We start from the raw sequence: 19,547 nt of genomic DNA, 5'->3' as shown, positions 1-19,547 counted from the left end.
CGACACCCCGGAGGTCCGTGCGGGGCTACTTGAGCCCGACCTCCCGCATCTGCCGCAGCTCCTTCTTCATATCGGACACCTCGTCGCGCAGCCGGGCCGCGATCTCGAACTGGAGCTCCGCCGCCGCGGCCCGCATCCGCTCCGTCAGCTGCTCGATCGTCTCCGCCAGCTCGGCCGCGGGCCGGTCGGTCAGCTCCTTCTTGCCGCCGCCCGCCGACACCGAGGGCACCGGCGCCCTGCCCTTGGACTCGCCGCCCTGCCGGTAGCCGGTGCCGAGCAGCTCCTTGGTGTCGACCTCCTCGCGCGCGATGGTCGCGACGATGTCGTTGATCTTCTTGCGCAGCGGCTGCGGATCGATCCCATGCGCCTCGTTGTACGCAATCTGCTTGGCACGCCGCCGGTTCGTCTCGTCGATCGCCTTCTCCATCGCCGGAGTGACGCGGTCGGCGTACATGTGGACCTGCCCCGACACATTCCTCGCGGCGCGGCCGATCGTCTGGATCAGCGACGTGCCCGAGCGGAGGAAGCCCTCCTTGTCGGCGTCGAGGATGGCGACGAGCGACACCTCCGGCAGGTCGAGTCCCTCCCGCAGCAGGTTGATCCCGACGAGGACGTCGAACTCGCCGGAGCGCAGCTCCCGCAGCAGCTCGACCCGCCGCAGCGTGTCGACGTCGCTGTGCAGGTAGCGCACGCGGATGCCCAGCTCCACGAAGTAGTCCGTGAGGTCCTCGGCCATCTTCTTGGTCAGCGTCGTCACCAGGACGCGCTCGTCCTTCTCCGCCCGCCCCCGGATCTCGTGCACGAGGTCGTCGATCTGCCCCTCGGTGGGCTTGACCACCACCTCCGGGTCGATCAGGCCGGTCGGGCGGATGATCTGCTCCACCACGCCGTCGCCGCGGGAGAGCTCGTATGCCCCGGGCGTCGCCGACAGATAGACGGTCTGGCCGATGCGCTCCTGGAACTCCTCCCACTTCAGCGGCCGGTTGTCCATGGCGGAGGGCAGCCGGAAACCGTGCTCGACGAGCGTCCGCTTGCGGGAGGCGTCCCCCTCGTACATCGCGCCGATCTGGGGCACCGTGTTGTGCGACTCGTCCACGACCAGGAGGAAGTCCTCGGGGAAGTAGTCGAGCAGGGTGTACGGGGGCGAGCCCGTCTCACGGCCGTCGACGTGCAGCGAATAATTCTCGATGCCGGAACAGGTGCCGATCTGGCGCAGCATCTCGATGTCGTACGTGGTGCGCATCCGCAGCCGCTGCGCCTCCAGCAGCTTGCCCTGCTGCTCGAGCGCCGCAAGCTGCCCCGCCAGCTCGGACTCGATCGCGGAGACCGCCCGCTCCATGCGCTCGGGGCCCGCGACGTAGTGGGAGGCCGGGAAGACGTACAGCTGCTCGTCGTCGGAGATGACCTCGCCGGTCAGGGGGTGCAGCGTCGAGAGGGCCTCGATCTCGTCGCCGAACATCTCGATCCGGACGGCCAGCTCCTCGTAGACGGGGAAGATCTCGATGGTGTCGCCCCGCACCCGGAAGGTGCCGCGGGTGAAGGCCAGATCATTCCGCGTGTACTGGATGTCGACGAAGCGGCGCAGCAGGGCGTCGCGGTCGAACTCCTCCCCCACCTTGAGCGGGACCATCCGGTCGACGTACTCCTGCGGCGTGCCCAGACCGTAGATGCAGGAGACGGACGCCACCACGACCACGTCCCGCCGGGTGAGCAGCGAATTCGTCGCGCTGTGCCGCAGCCGCTCCACCTCCTCGTTGATCGAGGAGTCCTTCTCGATGTACGTGTCCGTCTGCGGAACGTACGCCTCGGGCTGGTAGTAGTCGTAGTAGGAGACGAAGTACTCCACGGCGTTGTTCGGCAGCAGCTCGCGGAACTCGTTGGCCAGCTGGGCGGCCAGCGTCTTGTTCGGAGCGATGACCAGCGTCGGGCGCTGCAACCGTTCGATCATCCACGCGGTGGTCGCCGACTTGCCCGTGCCTGTCGCGCCGAGCAGCACCACGTCCTTCTCGCCCCCGGTGACGCGCTTCTCCAGCTCGGCGATGGCCGCGGGCTGGTCGCCGCTGGGCTGATAGGGACTGACGACCTCGAAGGGCGCCACCGTGCGTTCGATCTCTGAAACGGGCCGCATGACCCCCACCGTACGACCCGCCACTGACAACCGTGGCACGCCTACCGTCCGCCGTCCGCTGTTCAACTGACGGTCACTGTTCTCCTCCCCGCCTGTTTCCGCCGGCCGGGCAGCCTGCACGCGTCCGGACACCGGGAAGCAAGGAGTCCCCCCATGCCGTTCAACGCCTCATCCGACTGGGTCGGCTGGCTGGCCGGCCTCACGCTGGCCGCCCTCGGACTGGCGCCCGCCGCCTCGGCTGCGCAGGACCAGGTGGCCGTGCCGGCGGCCGAGCGGGCCGAGCACGCGGCGCCGGCCGACGGCCCGCTGGTCGTCGCCCACCGCGGCGCGTCCGGCCACGCCCCGGAGAACACCCTGGCCGCGGCGGACGCGGCGGCCGCGCTGGACACGACCTGGGTCGAGACGGACGTCCAGCGGACCGCGGACGGCGAGCTGGTCCTCGTCCACGACACCACGCTGGCGCGCACCACCGACGTGGAGGAGGTCTTCCCCGGGCGGGCCCCGTGGAACGTCGCCGACTTCACCGCCGCGGAGATCGCCCGGCTGGACGCGGGCAGCTGGTTCGGCGAGGAGTTCGCCGGTGAACCGGTGCCGACGCTGGCACAGTTCCTCGACCGGCTGACCCGGAACGACCAGCGGCTGCTGCTGGAGATCAAGGCCCCCGAGCTGTACCGGGGCATCGAGGCCGACATCCTCGCCGAGCTGGAGGCGTCGGGCTGGCTGACCCCGGAGCCTCCCGGGACGCGGCTGGTCATACAGAGCTTCGGCGCGGAGTCGGTACGGACCGTGCACGAGCTGGCACCCGGTGTCGAGACCGGGTTCCTCGGCACGCCCGAGGTCGCGGACCTTCCCGAGTACGCGGCCTACGCCGACCAGATCAACCCCAGGTACGGCGATCTGACCGCCGCCTACGTGGCGGAGATCCAGGCCGTGGAAGGGCCGCACGGCGAGCCGGTCGAGGTTCACACCTGGACGGTCAACGACGGGACCACCGCCAGGGCCGTCGCGGATCTTGGCGTGGACGGGATCATCACCAACTTCCCGGATGTGGTGCGGTCCGCCCTCGGCGGCTGAGCGGAACGCCGCTGTCAGTGGCCCCGCCTAGGCTGCCAGTCATGAGTGGTGAGACCCAGTGCGCATGGGCCGTCCGGCATTCGCCGGTCGGCCCGCTGCTGCTCGCGGCGACCGGTGCGGGCCTGGTCACCGTCGGCTTCCGGGCGGACGAGGGGCGGATACGGCGGGCGCTCGGCCGCCTCGCCGGGGAGCTGGGCGCCGATCCGGTGCGCGACGAGCGGCACCCGGTGCTGAGCCGGGCGGCGGCCGAGCTGGATGCCTACTTCGAGGGGCGGCTGCGCGCGTTCGGTCTGCCGCTGGACTGGTCGCTCGTGTCCGGCTTCACCCGGCAGGTGCTGCGGGAGCTGGCGGCGTCGGTGCCGTTCGGCAGTGTCCTGGAGTACGGGGAGCTGGCCCAGCGGGTCGGCGATCCGGGGGCGGCCCGCGCGGTGGGCGCGGCCATGGGCGCCAATCCGCTGCCCGTCGTCGTCCCCTGCCACCGGGTGGTGGCGGCGGGCGGGAGCATGGGCGGCTTCAGCGGCGGTCTTGAGACGAAGCGGGTGCTGCTCGCCCATGAGGGGGTGCTGCCCGCGCCCCTGTTCTGACCTGCCCGCTCTCCCACGCGGACGTATGGCAGGCCGGTCCCGCGGGCATCACCTCTGCGACGGTGCTCGCTCCCGTCTCCGAGCGGAGGAGGCGACGATGGTTCTGTCCCGTCCACGGACCCCCACGACCTACTGTTCCACGGCCACGCTGCGGGCCCGCGGCTGGACGCCGTCCCTGATGCGGGCCTTCCTCGGCGGACCCGATCTGGCCTCGCCCACCGAGCTCTTCCTGGTCTCGCGGGTGCGGGAGGCGGAGCGGAGCCCCGAGTTCACCGCCGCGCGGGGTCTGCTGCGCCGGCGGGCGGAGGCGCTGCGGCAGGCGCGGGCCAGGCGGCGGGATCTGGCGCTCGCGGCGATCCGCGAGGCCCCGCTCGACCTGCCCCTGCTGTCCCCGCCCGAGCTGACGGACCGCGCGATCCGCCACCGGAACCTGCGGGACGCCCAGCGCGCCGTGGTGTCCTTCGGGCACCGGCCCAGGCCCGCCACGGCGGATTCGGCGCAGCCGAGGGAGCTGGCGCGCTGGCGGGTGGAGTACCTGCGGGACGCGCTGGCCCCGCACGGTTCGCTGCTGGACGCGCTGCCGCCCGGCGACTGCCGGGCGGAGGGCCGGCGGCTGCTCACCGAGCGGGTCTTTCACGCGATAGCGGCGGCCTATCCGGCGCTCGCGGTGGAGTGCCGCAGGCAGCGGGCCGCCGCGCTGGCGGGCTGACGGTGTGGACCGCGTGGGTCACACGTCGGCGTCCTGCTCACGGAGAAACTTCATCGGGTCGATGGCCGAGCCGTAGTCCGCGGTCGTCCTGACCTCGAAGTGCAGGTGCGGGCCACTGCTGTTCCCGGTATTTCCGGACCTGGCGATCTCGTCGCCGGCCTCGACCTTTTCGCCCGCCTTCACGTCGGCCTCGGAGAGGTGCGCGTACTGGGTGAAGGTGTCGTCGTCGTGCTTGATCACGACGGCGTTGCCGTACGCGGGACCGTCGCCCGCACCGTTGCCGCCGGCCTTCACGACGGTGCCGTCATGCACGGCCTGCACGGGGGTGCCGACCGGTACGGCGAAGTCCTGGCCGCTGTGCTTGGCGGCCCAGCGGTCGCCGCTGTTGCCGTAGGTCGCCGTCAGCTCGTAGTCGTCCGATATCGGCGAGACCCAGGACGCGTCATTCTTCTCGGCCTTCTCGGCGGCGGCCCGGCCGGTGACGGATTCGGCGGCGCCGTGCGTGGCGAGGGTGCCGCTCTGGCCGCCGTCCGCGGCGGCGGCGCCGGTGAGGACCACGGAGCCGCACAGGCCGGCGGTGATGACGGCGGCGGCGCGGGAACGGAGCGCGATGTGCTTCGGCATGGGAGACCACCTCGGGGAGTCGGGATTCCGGCCGGAGCGGGCCGGGTGAATCTCCTGGGTAGTCGGCGGCTCCCACGGGCGACAAGCACCGTCATTACGAAGCCGGGCCGTAGCCGGAGCCGGCGGAACAAGCGCCGGGCGCCGCCGGCCCGCCGCGGCCGGGGACGGTCCCGTCCGCCGGCTCCCGTGGCGCCCGACCTGGGCATGTCCGCGCCATGACCTGGGGCCCCGGCCCCGCACGGCCGAACGCCCCGGCCGCGCGGGCCGAAAGTCCAGGACACGAGTCCCCCGGTCCTCCTAAGCGCGGCCGTAGCCCGCGTCCCGGGCGTGAGGAGCGTCACGGGGAACGCGGCGGAGCGGGCGCTCCCGGCCCGGAACGATCAGCGCGAGAACAGCTCGAAGGGAACGCAGCGCCGCCCGCCGAACCTGGCCGCCGCCGCGTCCGCCATCGTGGTGTGCAGCTCCCGCGCGTAGGCCGACGGCTCCTGGTCCCCGAGGGCGGAGATGTACGCGCGGTGTTCCGCGAGCGAGGCGATGGCCCGTTCCAGCGAGGCGTCGCCGACCGCCTGGGCGTGTGTCGACTCGGGGGACCCGGCCACCGCGACCCAGCGCACCCCGCCCCACGGCCCGGGGCCGGTGTCGCCCAGCTGCTCGGGGAAGATCCACCGGTTGCCCGCGTCCCCCGCGGCGTCCAGCACGGCGCGGCCGACGACGCGGTGGTCGGGCGTGTTCCAGGCCCGCTCGCCGAAGTCCCAGGTGTCGTGGTGGTTGAGCGTGATCAGCAGCTCGGGCCGGTGGGCGCGGATCGCCGCGGCCAGGTCGCGCCGCAGCGCGACTCCCTCCTCGATCACCCCGTCCCGGTGGCCGAGGAACGTGACCTGCTCCACCCCGACGAGCGCCGCGCTCGCGCGCTGCTCCGCCTCCCTGACCCGCGCGCTCTCCTCCGGCGGGAGCGTGTCGATCCCCGCCTCGCCGCGGGTGACGAGCAGGTAGGCCACCTCGCGGCCGGTGCCGGTCCACTCGGCGACCGCGGCGGCGGCGCCGTACTCCAGGTCGTCCGGGTGGGCGACGACGGCGAGTGCGCGCTGCCAGTCGGTGGGCATGGGGGTCAGTGAGTCCGTCACCGCTGCTGTCTCCTTGCTCGTCTTCCGTCCGGTGGCTGCCACCCTAGGCCGCCCCCTGGCCCGGTCCCCGGATCAGGGGGCCAAGGCTTCGGCCAGGCGGCGCCTGCACCGTTCGGCACGGCGGGCGATGGCCTCCCAGGCCGTCCGCGCCCCTGGACCGCGACGGGCCGCGAGGGCCTGCTCGCACAGCGCGAGCGCGGTGGCATGGTCACCGCGGTGCCGTTCGTGGTGCATGGACAGCCGGTTGAAGACGACGGCATCGCGTGCCCCGCGGTCCACGGCCCACTGCCACAGCCGGACGGCCTCGTCGGCGCGCTCCGCCCTCTCCCACGCCTGGCCCGCGTATCGCGCGCCCCTGCCGAGCGCCGCCAGGTCGCCGGCGTCGGCGAGCAGCGGCAGCCGCGCGGCCAGGTCGTCGGCGTGCGCGGTGCCGGGGCCGTGGTGGGAGACCAGCGCCCGGCCGGGGCTGCCGGTATCGCACAGCCCGACGGCGTCGCAGGACCAGCAGCCGCGGCAGTCGGGAAGGGCGGCGATGGCGGCGGCCTGCTCGGGGAAGAGCCCCAGCAGGTGCACGGGCGTTGCCGCGCCGCGGTCCAGGGCCGCCAGGTGGGTCACGATGTGGGTGACGTCCTCGCGGTTCGCGCCCTCGTCGGCGAGCTGGAGCCGCAGCCCCGCCAGCAGCGCGGAACGGGCGAGCCCGGGGCGGGGCGGGCCGAAGACCGAGGTCTCTTCGCACAGCATGCCGCCGAACCAACCCCACAGCCGCCCCGCCTCGGGGCACCCCTCGGCGCCCAGGCAGGTCAGGGCGCGGTGCCAGCCGGCGGCGCCGCCCTCCCAGGCGTCGACGAGGAGGTGCGCGGCGCGGTGCGCCGCGCCGATACCGGCGGTGGCGGCATCGCACCGCACGCGTTTGCGCCGCTCGGCGCGCAGTACCTCGGCGGCCGGTGCGGAGAGCCGCGACAGGTCCGTATGCCCGTCGGCCGCCGCCCGCCGCAGCAGCTCGATCAGCAGCGCGGCGGTGACCTCGGCGTCGGAGTCCGCACGGTGCGCGCGGTGCGGAACGCCCAGCGCGGCGACGCACGTGGTCAGCCGGTGGTTGTCCAGCTCGGGGAGGAACCGCCGGGCCAGGCGGAGGGTGTCGAGCGCCGTCGCGGGCAGCCGTTCGCTGCCGGCCCGCTCCAGCTCCGTGGCCAGGAACCGCAGGTCGAAGCCGACGTTGTGAGCCACCAGCACGGCGTTCTCCAGCCGCGGGAGTATGTGCGGGACCAGCTCGGCGAAGCGCGGGGCGGCCGCTGCCTCGGCGTTGGTGATGCCGTGGACGTGCACGGGCCCGGTGTCCCGGCCGGGGGCGGCGAGGCTGCTCCAGCGGTCCGTGACCCGGCCCTGTTCGACGGTCACCAGGGCGAGGGAGACCATGCGGTCGCCCCGTTCCGGACTGAATCCGGTGGTCTCGCAGTCGAGCACCACGAAGCGCTCCCGGAGCAGGCCGGGGGGTATGTCACCCGTCATGGGCCTCAGCGCCAGCCGTGCCGCAACTGGAGGCTGTGCACCACGCGGTTGAAGCGCGCGCGGTCCAGGGCGCACGCCTCGCGGCGCATCCCCTCGGGATGGACGCGCAGCACGCGGTCCAGGTGCACCCAGGAGTCGCGTCCGCTGGTGTCCCACGGCCCGGAGCCCAGGGGCAGCCACTCGTCGTCGTGGTCGCGGTCCCTGCTGGTGAGCTGAACGGCGAGCAGGGTCTCGCGTCCCGTCTCGCGGGCGACGACGAGAACGGGGCGGTCTTTGCCGCGCCCGTCGTTCTCCTCGTAGGGGACCCAGGTCCAGACGATCTCGCCCGGGTCCGGATCGCCGTCCGGCTCGGGGGCGTACTGCGTGCGCACCGGGCCGACGGCACCGGGCCGGATCTCGACGGTGGCCGCCGGGCCGCCGCGCCCGGGGATCTCGTCCGTGTCTATGCGGTCCATGGCCCCCACGCTATCGCCGGGCTCGGACAGCACCCGCGGTGCGTCGCCTCCAGGCGGCGCTGCCCGTCGCGTTGTCAGTGGCGGCCCCTAACGTTCTGTACATGCGATCCCGGCCACGGTGGCCGAGGGGAAGGAGCTTGCCGTGCCCGAGACCAAGACGTACCTGGAGCTGTCCGAGGACGGCGGCGGTGCGCACAAGTTCTACGAGGTGTCGGTGAACGGCACGGTGGTGTCCGTGCGTTACGGGCGCATCGGGACCCCGGGGCAGCTGAAGACGACGGCGTTCGCCACACCCCAGAAGGCACGGGACGCGGCGGCCAGGAAGATAGGAGAGAAGGTCCGCAAGGGCTACGAGCCCGCGGTGCAGGGGCGGCGCGCCGCGCGGGCGGTGACGCGCCGTCAGGTGACATCGGCGCCCTCGACGGCCAGGGCGGTGGCGCCGGTGCTGTGGCGTTTCCGCACGGGGGCCTCGGCGTTCGGCATCCACATCGACGAGGACCGCTGCTGGGTGGGCAATCAGGGCGGCGACGTGCACACGCTGGCGCACGACGGGGAGGTGCTGGCCCACTACCGGCTGCCGGACGGCGTCAAGTGCCTGGTGGCGGACGACTTCTGGATCTACGCCGGCTGCGACGACGGGACGGTGTACGACCTGTCCTCCAAGCTGCCGTTCGCCGCCTACGAGATCGCGGCCGATGTCGACATCTTCTGGCTGGACATTCACGAGGGTGTGCTCAATGTGTCGGACCGGCAGGGCGGGCTGACGGTCATCGACCACGAGGACGAGTTCCAGTGGTCGCGGCGCAGCACGGGGGACCACGCGTGGATGGTGCGGCGCGACGCGCGGGCGGTCTACCACGGTCACGGCAAGGGCGTGACGGCGTATGCGCCGGACGGCAGCGGGGAGTTGTGGCATACGCAGACCAGGGGCGCGGTGCTGTTCGGCTGGCAGGAGCACGGCGCGGTCTACGCGGGCACGGACCGGCGGGTGGTCCAGCGGCTGGCGAAGCGCAGCGGGCGGGTGGAGGCGACGTACGCCTGCGACACGGTGGTGTACTCGTGTGCCGCGGCGCCCGACGGCAGGTACGTGTTCGCCGGGGACAGCGCCTCGTCCGTGTACTGCTTCGCGCAGGACGGCACGCGGCTGTGGAAGCTGGGCACGGGCGGCGGCTCGGCGCTGTCGATGCAGTATCTGAACGAGCAGTTGTTCGTCGTGACCACGGACGGTTCGCTCGCCTGCATCGACGCGAGCGAGGCGGCCATCGCGGAGGCCAAGGACGGCCGGGTGCCCGCCGCGGTGGACGTCAAGTCGGCGGCGGCGCTGCCCACGTACACCCCGGCGGCGGCGCCGGAGACGGTCGCCGCGGTGCCCAGCGGCGGGGTGCTGGTGGAGTGCGTGCAGGACGGGCCGCGGCTGCGGGTGCACGTCGTGACGGACGGATACGACCCGCGGTGGAACGTGCAGTTCCCCCGGCACATACGGCAGGCGGGCGCCCGGTACGTGGTGGACTCGGTGCACGCGTCGAGCAGCGGCTTCTACCGGGTGCGCGGGGAGATACGACGGCTGGCCTGACGGGCCCGGCGGGCCCGGCGGGCGGTGGAGGGCGCGGGCCTCAGAAGCGGGTCGTGCGCAGGGTCCGTTCGCGCACGGTGTCGAGGAAGCCCGGCACGTCCTCCATCCTGGTGCCGGTGCACTGGATGATCAGGTCCATCACGTCGCCGGCGGACAGGGCGCCCACCACGGGGTGCACGTGGGCGAGGCCGATGCGCTCCTCCATGCGCTTCAGCACGTGGATGGCAAGATTCAGCTCGGGGACGCGACTGGTGTGGCCGAAGTCCATATTCTGCTTGATCACCCACATTTCAGGAATGATCTGGCCGAAAACGATGACGTGGGCGAGCGCGAACATTGACCGGGCGCACTGCCGGGCGCTCTCCTCCGTCTCGTCCTGGAGGGCCTTGACCGCCTCCTCGTCCTCCGCGAGATGGGCCTGGATGAGCGCCACCGCGTGCAGCACTTCCTCCGTGTCATAGGGCCTCCCGATGTCGTCCATCGCCACCACCCCTGATAACTGTCCGTCGATCGACTGCACACCCAGTGTGGCAGCTTCACCTCCCGGCCGGGGTCGTTCGCCCCGCAACGCCCCCCGTCGCATGGGATTTCGGTCATCCGGCCGGGCGGGGCGCACCGTTCCAGGCGGGGCGCCGCGGATCGTCCGTCCGCACCACGATGTCCGCGGCGTCGGCGGGCGCCACCTCCGCCTCGTAGCGGGCGAAGGCGGGCAGCGTCCACCGGTCCTCCTCCGCGGTCCTGCGGGCGAGGGCGCCGGGCGACAGGCTCAGGTGCACGGCCAGGTCCGCGGGGAACCAGCGCCCCAGCAGGAAGGTGCCGTGCACCAGCAGCACGCCGCCGGCCGGCAGGGGGACGTAAGGGCTGCGCGTGGCCCGGTCGCGTTCCGCGTCCCACAGGTCGGGCAGCACCCGGCCGGTCCCGCCCGCGTCGGTCGGGGTGAACACTTCGCGCCACAGGGCGCCGGTGTCGAGCCACAGGTCGTAGTAGGCGTCGGGGTCCTGTCTGCCGTGCTCCAGGCGCAGCGATGCGGCGCGCAGGAAGCCGCCCGCGCCCACCACGAGCGCCGGGCGTCCGAGGAGCCGGAGCTCCTCGGCGATGTCCCGCGCCAGGTCTCCCGCACGGGTGGGCGGAGCGCCGTCGAGCAGCACCCGCGGCCAGGCGCCGCCGCCTTCCGGCCGCAGCCCGGCCACGCGGTCGGCGAGCGCCGCGGCCAGCCGTTCCCAGGTGATGGCGTGCAGTCGCATGGCTTCATCCTGCCGGGCCCGGACGTGGAAGGGCCCGGGGGCATAGCCGGCCCCCGGGCCCGGATGGGTGCCGCTCGTGGCACACCCGGCGTTCGAGTGGCGCGGATCAAGGTAAAAGGTCGCGCTCTGCCTTTGAGCCACCGCCGCACGTGGCGCGGCGGGCCGGAGTCGAACCGGCATTCTCAACACTTCTGCCCGCGCCCGGCCGGCCGGGCGATGAACGGCGATGCTGAATCTGGAGCGAGAGTCTGAGATTGATCACTCACGACAAGCTTCAGTGTCAGCTTGCGCTCCTTCGGCGCACCCCGGCGCCGCGAGCCACGCGGTACCGGGGAGTTGACGAGGCTACCCGCTCACTGCCCGAAGAGGTAGCCGAATACCGCGTCGCCCACCCGCCGGTCCTCGACGTCGGAGCCATTGGCCTCCTCCCGGGCGAACTTCACCGCCTGCTGCACCTTGTCCATGCGCTCCAGCAGCTCGTTGACCCGGCGCGCGGGCAGCGCCCCGGAAAACTTGACGGTGGTCCAGTAGCCCACGGGGATGTCCTCGTAGTACACCTCGACCTGCGCCGGGTGCTTCTCCGTGGCCTCCGCCTTCACGTGGTTGCGCGGCACCTTCCTGGTGCGCACGGTCCGCACCTGCTCCGTGCGCCACCAGTCCGTCGAGGGGTCGAGGGACCAGGACTCGGCGCCGTCGAGCACGGGCAGCTTCCGCAGGAACGCGGCGAGGTCGGCCAGCTGCTTCTCCAGGAACAGCAGGTAGGACACCGGCACGTCGCGCAGCAGCGTGCGGCCGTCGACGGTGACGTCGGCCCGCGCCGTGCAGTTCGCCCAGTCCTTGGTGGCGGTCACGTCGAACAGCCGGGTCAGCGTCCTGGCCGTGTCGCGCAGCACCTCCTCTGCCTTGACCTGCACCCGGGTGGACTCCGGCGGCAGCTGCTCGCCCTCCTCGTCCTTCGGCTGGTAGGTGCGGGACAGACCGGCCAGCAGCGCCGGCTTGGTCAGGCCGTGCTGAACGGCCGTCAGGTCCGCTTGCGTCCTGGACTTGACGCCCTTCTCCACTGCGATGATCTGATTGAGCTTCGCCACCACGGCACCGTAACGGCCCGCGAGGGCCGCCCGCGAGCGGTTTCCGCGCACCTGAGGCGTCCTTCCCTCGGCGCGTCCCGGCCCGCACGATAGAGCACATGGACACAGAGACCGGCCCGGCGCGCCTCGACCACCACATCGAGTCGCTGCGCGCCCGACTGCCCGCAGGCCAGTTCATCCTGCTGATGCGCGTCTTCAATGCCTGCCTCACCGGCGGCCACGGCGGCGCGGCCCGGCTGCATCTCACTCCGCACGAGCAGGAGTTGTTCACCCCTCAGGTACAGGGCGAGATAGTCACCCTGATGAGCCTCGCCCTGCCCCGGCCATCATCCGCGTCCGCGCCCACGCCCACCCCCACGCCTGCTCCCGCACCGCTGCGCGCCGCCTAGCCAGCCGGGGCGTCAGCCCTCGTCCGCCCGCGCGGCATCGTCGGCCTCCTCCGGTGGCGCATGGGCCTCCACCGGCAGCTCGGGGTCCCAGTCGGAGGGGCGCGGCGGCTCGGGCCCGTCCGGGCCCAGCCGGACCAGCCGCTCCAGCCGGGTGATGCGGAAGTGCCTGCCCAGCACCACGATCCGGTCCAGCCGTTCGCCGGAGAGGCGGGTGGCCGCGCGGGCGCACTCGGCGAGCTGCTCGTCGGTCAGCCGCTCCTCGCCGGGATCGAGCAGTCCGAGCTGGCCGGCCATGACGTTCTTGAGCTGCTGCGGCATCTCCGGCAGGCCGGGCGGTCTGCTCCGCGTCCTGCGCAGCGACGCGGGGAGCAGCGTCTCGAAGCGCCGCGCCAGACCGTCCCGCGCCTCCTGCGGCGTATCCGCTCCCGTGGCCCTGGCGATCCAGCCGGCGCCCGTTCCGCGCACGAAGACGCTGAACACGGGGGGCAGCAGCACGCCGCCTGGGTGGGTGTGCAGCGCGAGCACGGAATCGGCGCGGACGTCGACGGGGATGACGGCGGAGGCGTAGACGTACTTCAGCAGGTCGAGCTTGAGCAGCCCTTCCGACATCCCGGTCGCCGCGGTCGGGTCGATGAGGAAGCCCGCGGTGCGGGACCTGGACTGCCGGCCGCGGCCGACGGGCATCGGGTCGGGGTCGCTCGGCCGCGGCGGCTCCGGGCCCTCGGGGCCGAGACGCAGGAACATGTCGCCCCTGGCGATGCGGAACCGGCAGTCGGCGACGTGGAGTTCGTCCAGCTTCTCCCGGTCCATCCGCCGGGCCGCGGCCATCCACGCCCGCTCCGCCGCGCCGCGGCCCGCGTCCGCCGCGGCCCGGGCACGCATCCGGCACGTCCGGCCCAGCTCGTCGCGGGAGCCCTGCGGGCCGCCTTCGTCGGCCGTCAGCACCCGCCACCGCCCGTCGGCCTCCTGCTCGGTGACGGCGAACATCGGCCCGCGCGGCAGGATGTCCGGGTAGGTGTCCCTGGCGCGCCACGCCTCGGAGTCGGCGATGACGGCCACCGGGTCGTCCAGCCGCATCATCCGGATGACGCGGTGTGGCTCGGGCAGCTCCTCTTCGTCATCACTCATACACACATTGTGCTGGCGCCCGGGCGCCTTCCGCAGGCGTTTGGGGAACCGCGGGTCAGCCGCCGATGAGCTGGGCCATGAGCTGCTCGGCCTCGGAGATCACCCAGTACTCCACCGGCCGCCCGTCCGCGATCCGCAGGATGTCGTGGCCGTGGAACTCCACCGGCGTGCCGGGGGGCGCGGTGACCCCGGGCAGGGCGTGCACCCCACCCGCGTACGCCCCCCGCGCCGACCAGCGTGCCGCGATCAGGTCGCCGTCGGCCAGCGGGCCCACCTCGACGGCGAACCTCAGCCCTTCGAACGGCAGGCGCCCCTGCCGGATCACCTCGGCCAGGGCGGCGGGCCCGCGCACCAGCCCGGGCCTGCCCGGCCAGTGCCCGGTGAAGTTTTCCGCTACCAGGCCGGCCGCGATGTCCGGCAGCGCTTCCAGGTCGCCGTTCCACAGCTCGTTCAGCCAGCGGTCGTAAATCGAAGACATGGCCTCACCCTAGGCGCCTGACGCGCAGAGCATTCGCGGGTTCACCTCCGATTCGCCCCGGTAATGACATCTTTTTCCTGCATCGGAGCATGCGGTGCGAAAGGAGCCGAGAGTGCCGGACGTTCACGATCAGATCATGGACATCGCCAAGCGCAGCACTGAGCCCGTCGTGGTGCAGACGCTCCGCTCCGTGACCGCGGCGACCATGTCCTACGTCGTCGCGCTGTGGCTGACGGACGTTCCCGCGCCGCTCCTGGCGCCGCTGACCGCGCTGCTCGTCGTACAGGTCACCCTCTACGCGACGCTCACCACCGGCATCCGCCGGGTGAACTCCGTCATCGCCGGCGTGCTCGTGGCCACCGCCTTCAGCACCCTCGTCGGCCTGAGCTGGTGGAGCCTGGGGCTGCTGCTCCTCACCGCACTCACCGTCGGCCACCTGGTACGCGTCAGCGAGTTCGTGCCCGAGGTCGGAATCAGCGCGATGCTCGTCCTCGGGGTGAGCCAGGTGACCGGCGCCGCGCTGGACCGCGTGGTGGAAACGGTGATCGGGGCGGTCGTCGGCCTGCTGTTCAACACCCTGATCGTGCCGCCGGTATGGGTCCGCTCGGCCAGCCAGGACATCGAGGAACAGGCGGCCAGGATGCGCGAACTGCTGCGCCGCCTCAGCGAGGAGACCGAGGAGGGCCGCACCCCGGTCCACCGGGCCGCGGCCAAGCTGGCCGAGGCCAGGCGTCTCGACCAGGACATCGCCCAGGTGGACGCCTCCATCATCCAGGCAGAGGAGAGCGTGCGGTTCAACCCGCGGGTGAAGGAGCCGCTGCTCACCCGCATCGTCCTGCGGACCGGCCTGGACACCCTGGAGGTCTGCGCGGTCATCCTGCGCACCATGACCCGCACCATGACGGACCTGGCGGCGCGCCGCGAGGAGGAGCCACTGTTCCCTCCGGAGGTGGCCCCCGCCGTCCAGGAACTGCTGAGCAATCTGGCGGGCGCCGTGGACAGCTTCGCCACCCTGATCACCAGTCAGGTCAGCACGGCTGCCGACGAGGCGGAGGCGTTCCTCGCCGTCGAGCTCGACGCCGCCCGCATCAGCCGCGAGCACGTCGCCCAGGTGCTGCTCGCCCGCGTGCAGGAACACCCGCGCCACTGGCAGCTGCACGGCTCACTGCTCGCCGAGATCGACCGCATGCTGACCGAACTCGACCTCGACAAGCGGGCCGAGCAACTGGCGGAGGAGCTGGACCGGGTCTCCCGCCAGAGCCGCGCCCGCCACCCGCGACTGCGCCGTATCAGCGAAACCGGCCGGCGGGCCCTGCGCAAGGCGTCCCGCGGGCGGTACGGGCACCGCAGGGTCTGACCCCGGAACGCCGCACGCGCGGCGCGGGAGCGCCGGACGTCAGGCGCCGAAGTGGATGTCGCCGTGGACGGTGCCGGTCTGAATCAGGTTCTGCACCTGGGCGTCGCCCGAGACGGTGTTCTCCACGCGGGTCTGGGTGACGCCGATCACCCCGCGGTGCCGCTCCGCCCAGGCCAGCAGCTCGCGCGCGAACTCCTCGTCCGCGCCCGCCCGATCGGCGATCCGCCCGCTCAGCGCGCGGACCGCCGCCTCGTCCTCCGGGTCGACCGGCTCGGGCGAGGCGCGACCGGTCAGGCGACGGGTCAGGGACAGCAGGGACTCCCAGGCGTGACGTCCGGCCTCGGTCGCGGCGCTGCCCGCCGCGGCGGAGACGAGGGCGATGGCGGCTTCGACGTTCATGGCCTCACATTAGCCCGGCGGACGGACACGCGGCAGGGCATTCGCCTTTCACACCGGCGCACGCCCCGGGGCGGCAGCGCGCGTAGCGTGCAGGGGGCGCGCTCAGCGGCCGCGGCCGTGGCCGCTCAGGAGCGCCGGACGGCTCGTTCGCTCAGGTGCTGCCACAGGCGCGCCGTGTGGACGGTCAGCTCCTCCAGCGAGCCGTCGTTGTCCAGGACGAAGTCCGCCGCGGCGAGCCGCGTTTCACGGTCGGCCTGGGCCGCCATCCGGGCACGGGCGTCCGCCTCCGGCATGCCGCGCAGCCGTGTCAGCCGGTCCAGGCGGGTCGCGTCGGACGCGTCCACGACGATCACGGCGTCGTAGCGGCCCTGGAGCCCGTTCTCCACGAGCAGCGGCACGTCGTGCACCACGATGGCGCCGGCCGGAGCGGCGTCACGCAGCGCGGCGGAACGCTCGGCCACCAGCGGATGCACGATGGCGTTCAGCGCCCGGCGGCGCTCCTCGTCGCCGAAGACGATCGCGCCCAGCCGCGCGCGGTCGAGCGAGCCGTCAGCGGCAAGCACCTCCGTGCCGAACTCGGCGACGACGGCCGCGAGTCCCGGCGTGCCGGGCTCGACCACCTCGCGCGCGATGCGGTCCGAGTCGACGATCACCGCACCGTGCCCGGCCAGCAGCCGCACGGCCTCGCTCTTGCCCGCACCGATTCCGCCGGTCAGTCCCACGTTCAGCATGCGGGCAGGCTACCGGGCGCCGTCGCCGTCCTCGTGCTCGGCCAGGAACCGCTCGAACACCTCGCCCAGCTCGTCCGCGGACGGCAGGTCCACCGGCTCGGCGACGAGGCTGCCCCGGGTGGTCGCGCCGGCGATCGCGTCGTACTGCTGTTCCAGGCCGCGTACCACCGCGACCAGCTCCAAGTCTCCCTCGGCCAGCTCGCTCTCGATCTCGTCCTGTGTCTTCAGGGCGCGGGTCCGCAGCGCGTGCGCCGCCTCGGGCAGCACGAGACCGGTGGCGGCCGTCACCGCCTCGAGAACGACGAGCGCCGCGTCCGGGTAGCGGGAGCGGGCGATGTAGTGGGGTACGTGCGCGGCCACCCCGACGACGTCCCGGCCCGCCTCCGAGAGCCGCAGCTCCACCAGCGCCGCGGCGCTGCCGGGCACCTGCGCCTCGTCGAAGACCCCGCGGTGACCGGCAATCAGGTCCGCCCGGTTCCCGTGGGGGGTGAGGCCGACCGGCCTGGTGTGCGGCACGCCCATCGGGATGCCGTGGAACGTCACCGCGAGCCGCACCCGCAGCCGCTCCACGATCTGGCGCACGGCCGCGGAGAAGCTCTCCCACTCCACGTCCGGCTCCGGCCCCGACAGGAGCAGGAACGGCTGGTGCGTCGCGTCGTGCACCAGCCGCACCGTGAGCTCGGGCGTGTCGTAGGCCGTCCACCGGTCGCGCCGGAACGTCATGGCCGGGCGCCTGGCCCGGTAGTCCACGAGCCGGTCGTGGTCGAACCGCGCCACGGTGGTCGCCGAACGGCCCTCCAGCAGCTGCTCGGTGAGCTGCGCACCGGTCTCGCCGGCGTCGATGAAGCCCTCGAAGTGGTAGATCAGTACCAGACCGGCGCTGTGCGCGCCGCCGACGGCCTCATCAACCCTGGCCAGACCGGCCGGGTCCCATGCGTACAACTCCTGCGGATCGCGCACCGTCACCGCACCCCTTCCGCTGTCTCGCGTGTACAGAGGACAACGCACTGTACGCCGGGGGCATTCCCCCGTGGAAACGGCCGGGGCCCGCCCCCCTGAAGGGAGCGGGCCCGGCTGGAATCCGCGACAGCGGGAACGGGTCAGCTCTGGCCGCCCGCCAGCTTCTCCCGGAGCGCGGCAAGCGCCTCGTCGGAGGCCAGCGCGCCGGAGTCCTCGGACTGCGGCGACGAGTACGAGCCGCCACCACCCGAGCCGCCGGACTGCGCGGGACCGCCGCCCGAACCGGACGACTCGGCCTCGGCCTGCGCGTCCGCCTCGCGGGACTTGATGACCTGCGCCTGGTGCTGCTCGAAGCGCTGCTGCGCGTCGGCGTACTGGCGCTCCCACTCCTCACGCTGCTTGTCGTACCCGGGCAGCCAGTCATTGGCCTCGGGGTCGAAGCCCTCGGGGTAGATGTAGTTGCCCTGGTCGTCGTAGGACGCGGCCATGCCGTACAGCGTCGGATCGAACTCCACGACCATCGGGTCGGCGCCGAAGTTCTCGTTGGCCTGCTTGAGGGACAGGCTGATCCGGCGACGCTCCAGGTCGATGTCGATGACCTTGACGAAGATCTCGTCGTTGACCTGCACGACCTGCTCCGGGATCTCCACGTGGCGCTCGGCCAGCTCGGAGATGTGGACCAGGCCCTCGATGCCCTCGTCGACCCGGACGAACGCACCGAACGGCACCAGCTTGGTGACCTTGCCGGGAACGACCTGGCCGATCTGGTGCGTCCTGGCGAACTGCTGCCACGGGTCTTCCTGGGTCGCCTTCAGCGACAGCGAGACGCGCTCGCGGTCCATGTCGACGTCCAGAACCTCGACCGTGACCTCCTGGCCGACCTCGACGACCTCGGACGGGTGGTCGATGTGCTTCCAGGACAGCTCGGAGACGTGCACCAGGCCGTCCACGCCGCCCAAGTCCACGAAGGCACCGAAGTTGACGATGGAGGAGACGACGCCGGAGCGCACCTGGCCCTTCTGGAGGGTGGTGAGGAAGGTCTGGCGGACCTCGCTCTGCGTCTGCTCCAGCCAGGCGCGGCGGGAGAGAACCACATTGTTGCGGTTCTTGTCGAGCTCGATGATCTTGGCTTCGAGCTCCTTGCCGACGTACGGCTGAAGGTCGCGGACCCGGCGCATCTCGACGAGCGAGGCGGGAAGGAACCCGCGCAGGCCGATGTCGAGGATCAGGCCGCCCTTGACGACCTCGATCACGGTGCCGGTGACGATGCCGTCCTCGTCCTTGATCTTTTCGATGGTGCCCCAGGCGCGCTCGTACTGGGCACGCTTCTTGGACAGGATCAGCCGACCCTCCTTGTCCTCCTTCTGGAGAACAAGGGCCTCGATCTCGTCACCGACGGCGACGACCTCGTTCGGGTCGACGTCGTGCTTGATCGACAGCTCGCGCGAGGGAATTACACCCTCGGTCTTGTAACCGATGTCGAGCAGGACCTCGTCCCGGTCGACCTTCACGATGACGCCGTCGACGATGTCGCCGTCGTTGAAGTACTTGATCGTCTCGTCGATCGCGGCGAGGAAGGCTTCCTCGGAACCGATGTCGTTGACCGCAACCTGCGGGGTGGTCACGGTGGTCTCGGTGCTGCTCGTCATGTGGTAAAGGGCTCCGGTACGGACATGTTCGTAGGCACTGCTACGCCGGAGCCCGTATCGCACTGCCGAAGCCGGACAGCCTGAGAAGCGCTTTCCAAGTCCGAGAACCGGAAGCGCCTCGAGAACCGAGGGGACATACAACAGATGCGAGCGCGACCTGCTCCGTCCGAGGCGCGCAGGCCCGCAGCGCGTCTTATAGCATACGGGGGCATCCCAGCAGGGTCAATGCGCGGTTCGCCCCACGAGGCGCACTATTGGGCCAAATCTGGCACTTCCCGGCTCATTCCGGAGGCCAAAAGCTGGCGCGCACGGTCATGTGAGCCCCACGGAACGGCACCGCGGCC

20 protein-coding genes are annotated in these 19,547 nt (G+C 72.2%); 6 read left to right on the top strand and 14 right to left on the bottom strand.

All coding sequences use genetic code 11. From position 1 onward, the window contains the following. Positions 1 to 25: 25 nt before the first annotated feature. A complete protein-coding gene (gene uvrB, locus STBA_RS29400) occupies positions 26 to 2,128 on the bottom strand; it encodes an excinuclease ABC subunit UvrB (protein ID WP_077062087.1) in 2,103 nt (700 codons plus the stop codon). Positions 2,129 to 2,281: 153 nt separating this feature from the next. On the opposite strand from uvrB, the gene STBA_RS29395 reads away from it, so the two are divergent. The 3 genes from STBA_RS29395 (at position 2,282) to STBA_RS29385 (ending at position 4,495) form a co-directional block, all read left to right on the top strand. Next, a complete protein-coding gene (locus STBA_RS29395; RefSeq protein ID WP_077062086.1) occupies positions 2,282 to 3,202 on the top strand; it encodes a glycerophosphodiester phosphodiesterase family protein in 921 nt (306 codons plus the stop codon). A 41-nt stretch (positions 3,203 to 3,243) separates the two neighbouring features. After that, positions 3,244 to 3,786, top strand: a complete 543-nt coding sequence (locus STBA_RS29390) for a methylated-DNA--[protein]-cysteine S-methyltransferase (protein ID WP_077062085.1) — start codon at positions 3,244 to 3,246, stop codon at positions 3,784 to 3,786. Positions 3,787 to 3,883: 97 nt separating this feature from the next. Beyond that, the gene (locus tag STBA_RS29385) at positions 3,884 to 4,495 is read left to right on the top strand and encodes a hypothetical protein (RefSeq protein WP_077062084.1); all 612 of its coding nucleotides are present in this window, start codon (positions 3,884 to 3,886) and stop codon (positions 4,493 to 4,495) included. A gap of 18 nt (positions 4,496 to 4,513) precedes the next feature. Here the strand turns inward: STBA_RS29385 and STBA_RS29380 are convergent, their stop codons facing one another. From STBA_RS29380 to STBA_RS29365, 4 genes are all read right to left on the bottom strand, one after another. Further along, on the bottom strand, positions 4,514 to 5,119 hold the full coding sequence (locus STBA_RS29380) for a M23 family metallopeptidase (RefSeq protein ID WP_077062083.1): 606 nt from the start codon (positions 5,117 to 5,119) through the stop codon (positions 4,514 to 4,516). A gap of 380 nt (positions 5,120 to 5,499) precedes the next feature. Then, on the bottom strand, positions 5,500 to 6,222 hold the full coding sequence (locus STBA_RS29375) for a PIG-L deacetylase family protein (RefSeq protein ID WP_107485282.1): 723 nt from the start codon (positions 6,220 to 6,222) through the stop codon (positions 5,500 to 5,502). Between the two features lie 93 nt (positions 6,223 to 6,315). Continuing rightward, on the bottom strand, positions 6,316 to 7,752 hold the full coding sequence (locus STBA_RS29370; RefSeq protein WP_077062081.1) for an exonuclease domain-containing protein: 1,437 nt from the start codon (positions 7,750 to 7,752) through the stop codon (positions 6,316 to 6,318). Between the two features lie 5 nt (positions 7,753 to 7,757). Next, positions 7,758 to 8,207 (bottom strand): type II toxin-antitoxin system PemK/MazF family toxin, encoded by a 450-nt coding sequence (locus STBA_RS29365; RefSeq protein WP_077063690.1) that lies wholly within the window; start codon positions 8,205 to 8,207, stop codon positions 7,758 to 7,760. A gap of 142 nt (positions 8,208 to 8,349) precedes the next feature. Here STBA_RS29365 and STBA_RS29360 point away from each other — a divergent pair, with 142 nt between their 5' ends. Further along, positions 8,350 to 9,780 carry a WGR domain-containing protein gene (locus tag STBA_RS29360; protein ID WP_077062080.1) on the top strand — a complete coding sequence of 477 codons (1,431 nt, stop codon included), beginning with the start codon at positions 8,350 to 8,352 and terminating at the stop codon, positions 9,778 to 9,780. Between the two features lie 40 nt (positions 9,781 to 9,820). Here STBA_RS29360 and STBA_RS29355 read toward each other — a convergent pair whose 3' ends face one another. The 3 genes from STBA_RS29355 to STBA_RS29345 all read right to left on the bottom strand — a co-directional run bounded on the left by STBA_RS29355 (position 9,821) and on the right by STBA_RS29345 (position 12,112). Next, complete coding sequence (locus tag STBA_RS29355) at positions 9,821 to 10,261, bottom strand: DUF6224 family protein (protein ID WP_143659586.1); 441 nt, start codon at positions 10,259 to 10,261, stop codon at positions 9,821 to 9,823. Between the two features lie 112 nt (positions 10,262 to 10,373). Further along, positions 10,374 to 11,024 carry a uridine kinase gene (locus tag STBA_RS29350; protein ID WP_077062078.1) on the bottom strand — a complete coding sequence of 217 codons (651 nt, stop codon included), beginning with the start codon at positions 11,022 to 11,024 and terminating at the stop codon, positions 10,374 to 10,376. A 353-nt stretch (positions 11,025 to 11,377) separates the two neighbouring features. Then, positions 11,378 to 12,112 carry a hypothetical protein gene (locus STBA_RS29345; RefSeq protein WP_077063689.1) on the bottom strand — a complete coding sequence of 245 codons (735 nt, stop codon included), beginning with the start codon at positions 12,110 to 12,112 and terminating at the stop codon, positions 11,378 to 11,380. 98 nt (positions 12,113 to 12,210) lie between these two features. On the opposite strand from STBA_RS29345, the gene STBA_RS29340 reads away from it, so the two are divergent. Beyond that, positions 12,211 to 12,501 carry a hypothetical protein gene (locus STBA_RS29340; RefSeq protein WP_077062077.1) on the top strand — a complete coding sequence of 97 codons (291 nt, stop codon included), beginning with the start codon at positions 12,211 to 12,213 and terminating at the stop codon, positions 12,499 to 12,501. A 12-nt stretch (positions 12,502 to 12,513) separates the two neighbouring features. On the opposite strand, the gene STBA_RS29335 is transcribed toward STBA_RS29340, so the two are convergent. Next, entirely contained in the window at positions 12,514 to 13,629 is a 1,116-nt protein-coding gene (locus STBA_RS29335; protein WP_077062076.1) for a DUF5954 family protein, read from the bottom strand. A 55-nt stretch (positions 13,630 to 13,684) separates the two neighbouring features. Next, entirely contained in the window at positions 13,685 to 14,107 is a 423-nt protein-coding gene (locus STBA_RS29330; protein WP_077062075.1) for an ester cyclase, read from the bottom strand. A 136-nt stretch (positions 14,108 to 14,243) separates the two neighbouring features. Here STBA_RS29330 and STBA_RS29325 point away from each other — a divergent pair, with 136 nt between their 5' ends. Then, a complete protein-coding gene (locus tag STBA_RS29325; RefSeq protein WP_077063688.1) occupies positions 14,244 to 15,464 on the top strand; it encodes an aromatic acid exporter family protein in 1,221 nt (406 codons plus the stop codon). 39 nt (positions 15,465 to 15,503) lie between these two features. Here the strand turns inward: STBA_RS29325 and STBA_RS29320 are convergent, their stop codons facing one another. From STBA_RS29320 to rpsA, 4 genes are all read right to left on the bottom strand, one after another. Further along, a complete protein-coding gene (locus tag STBA_RS29320) occupies positions 15,504 to 15,863 on the bottom strand; it encodes a hypothetical protein (RefSeq protein ID WP_077062074.1) in 360 nt (119 codons plus the stop codon). A gap of 125 nt (positions 15,864 to 15,988) precedes the next feature. Beyond that, on the bottom strand, positions 15,989 to 16,594 hold the full coding sequence (gene coaE / locus STBA_RS29315; RefSeq protein ID WP_077062073.1) for a dephospho-CoA kinase: 606 nt from the start codon (positions 16,592 to 16,594) through the stop codon (positions 15,989 to 15,991). Positions 16,595 to 16,603: 9 nt separating this feature from the next. Next, positions 16,604 to 17,554: a PAC2 family protein gene (locus STBA_RS29310; RefSeq protein WP_077063687.1), complete on the bottom strand. Its 951-nt coding sequence runs from the start codon at positions 17,552 to 17,554 to the stop codon at positions 16,604 to 16,606. Between the two features lie 140 nt (positions 17,555 to 17,694). Then, positions 17,695 to 19,203 carry a 30S ribosomal protein S1 gene (gene rpsA / locus STBA_RS29305; RefSeq protein ID WP_077062072.1) on the bottom strand — a complete coding sequence of 503 codons (1,509 nt, stop codon included), beginning with the start codon at positions 19,201 to 19,203 and terminating at the stop codon, positions 17,695 to 17,697. Positions 19,204 to 19,547 lie beyond the last annotated feature (344 nt).

Origin of the sequence: Streptomyces sp. MP131-18, assembly GCF_001984575.1 — a bacterium.
Taxonomy (GTDB): Bacteria; Actinomycetota; Actinomycetes; order Streptomycetales; family Streptomycetaceae; genus Streptomyces; species Streptomyces johnsoniae.
This window is presented reverse-complemented; position numbering and strand designations above follow the sequence as displayed.

Bases quoted from the DNA above. Each gene is read 5' to 3' on its own strand.
- uvrB (WP_077062087.1), bottom strand. From the start codon at position 2,128: ATGCGGCCCGTTTCAGAGATCGAACGCACGGTGGCGCCCTTCGAGGTC.
- STBA_RS29395 (WP_077062086.1), top strand. From the start codon at position 2,282: ATGCCGTTCAACGCCTCATCCGACTGGGTCGGCTGGCTGGCCGGCCTC.
- STBA_RS29390 (WP_077062085.1), top strand. From the start codon at position 3,244: ATGAGTGGTGAGACCCAGTGCGCATGGGCCGTCCGGCATTCGCCGGTC.
- STBA_RS29385 (WP_077062084.1), top strand. From the start codon at position 3,884: ATGGTTCTGTCCCGTCCACGGACCCCCACGACCTACTGTTCCACGGCC.
- STBA_RS29380 (WP_077062083.1), bottom strand. From the start codon at position 5,119: ATGCCGAAGCACATCGCGCTCCGTTCCCGCGCCGCCGCCGTCATCACC.
- STBA_RS29375 (WP_107485282.1), bottom strand. From the start codon at position 6,222: ATGCCCACCGACTGGCAGCGCGCACTCGCCGTCGTCGCCCACCCGGAC.
- STBA_RS29370 (WP_077062081.1), bottom strand. From the start codon at position 7,752: ATGACGGGTGACATACCCCCCGGCCTGCTCCGGGAGCGCTTCGTGGTG.
- STBA_RS29365 (WP_077063690.1), bottom strand. From the start codon at position 8,207: ATGGACCGCATAGACACGGACGAGATCCCCGGGCGCGGCGGCCCGGCG.
- STBA_RS29355 (WP_143659586.1), bottom strand. From the start codon at position 10,261: ATGGACGACATCGGGAGGCCCTATGACACGGAGGAAGTGCTGCACGCG.
- STBA_RS29350 (WP_077062078.1), bottom strand. From the start codon at position 11,024: ATGCGACTGCACGCCATCACCTGGGAACGGCTGGCCGCGGCGCTCGCC.
- STBA_RS29340 (WP_077062077.1), top strand. From the start codon at position 12,211: ATGGACACAGAGACCGGCCCGGCGCGCCTCGACCACCACATCGAGTCG.
- STBA_RS29335 (WP_077062076.1), bottom strand. From the start codon at position 13,629: ATGAGTGATGACGAAGAGGAGCTGCCCGAGCCACACCGCGTCATCCGG.
- STBA_RS29330 (WP_077062075.1), bottom strand. From the start codon at position 14,107: ATGTCTTCGATTTACGACCGCTGGCTGAACGAGCTGTGGAACGGCGAC.
- STBA_RS29325 (WP_077063688.1), top strand. From the start codon at position 14,244: ATGGACATCGCCAAGCGCAGCACTGAGCCCGTCGTGGTGCAGACGCTC.
- STBA_RS29320 (WP_077062074.1), bottom strand. From the start codon at position 15,863: ATGAACGTCGAAGCCGCCATCGCCCTCGTCTCCGCCGCGGCGGGCAGC.
- coaE (WP_077062073.1), bottom strand. From the start codon at position 16,594: ATGCTGAACGTGGGACTGACCGGCGGAATCGGTGCGGGCAAGAGCGAG.
- rpsA (WP_077062072.1), bottom strand. From the start codon at position 19,203: ATGACGAGCAGCACCGAGACCACCGTGACCACCCCGCAGGTTGCGGTC.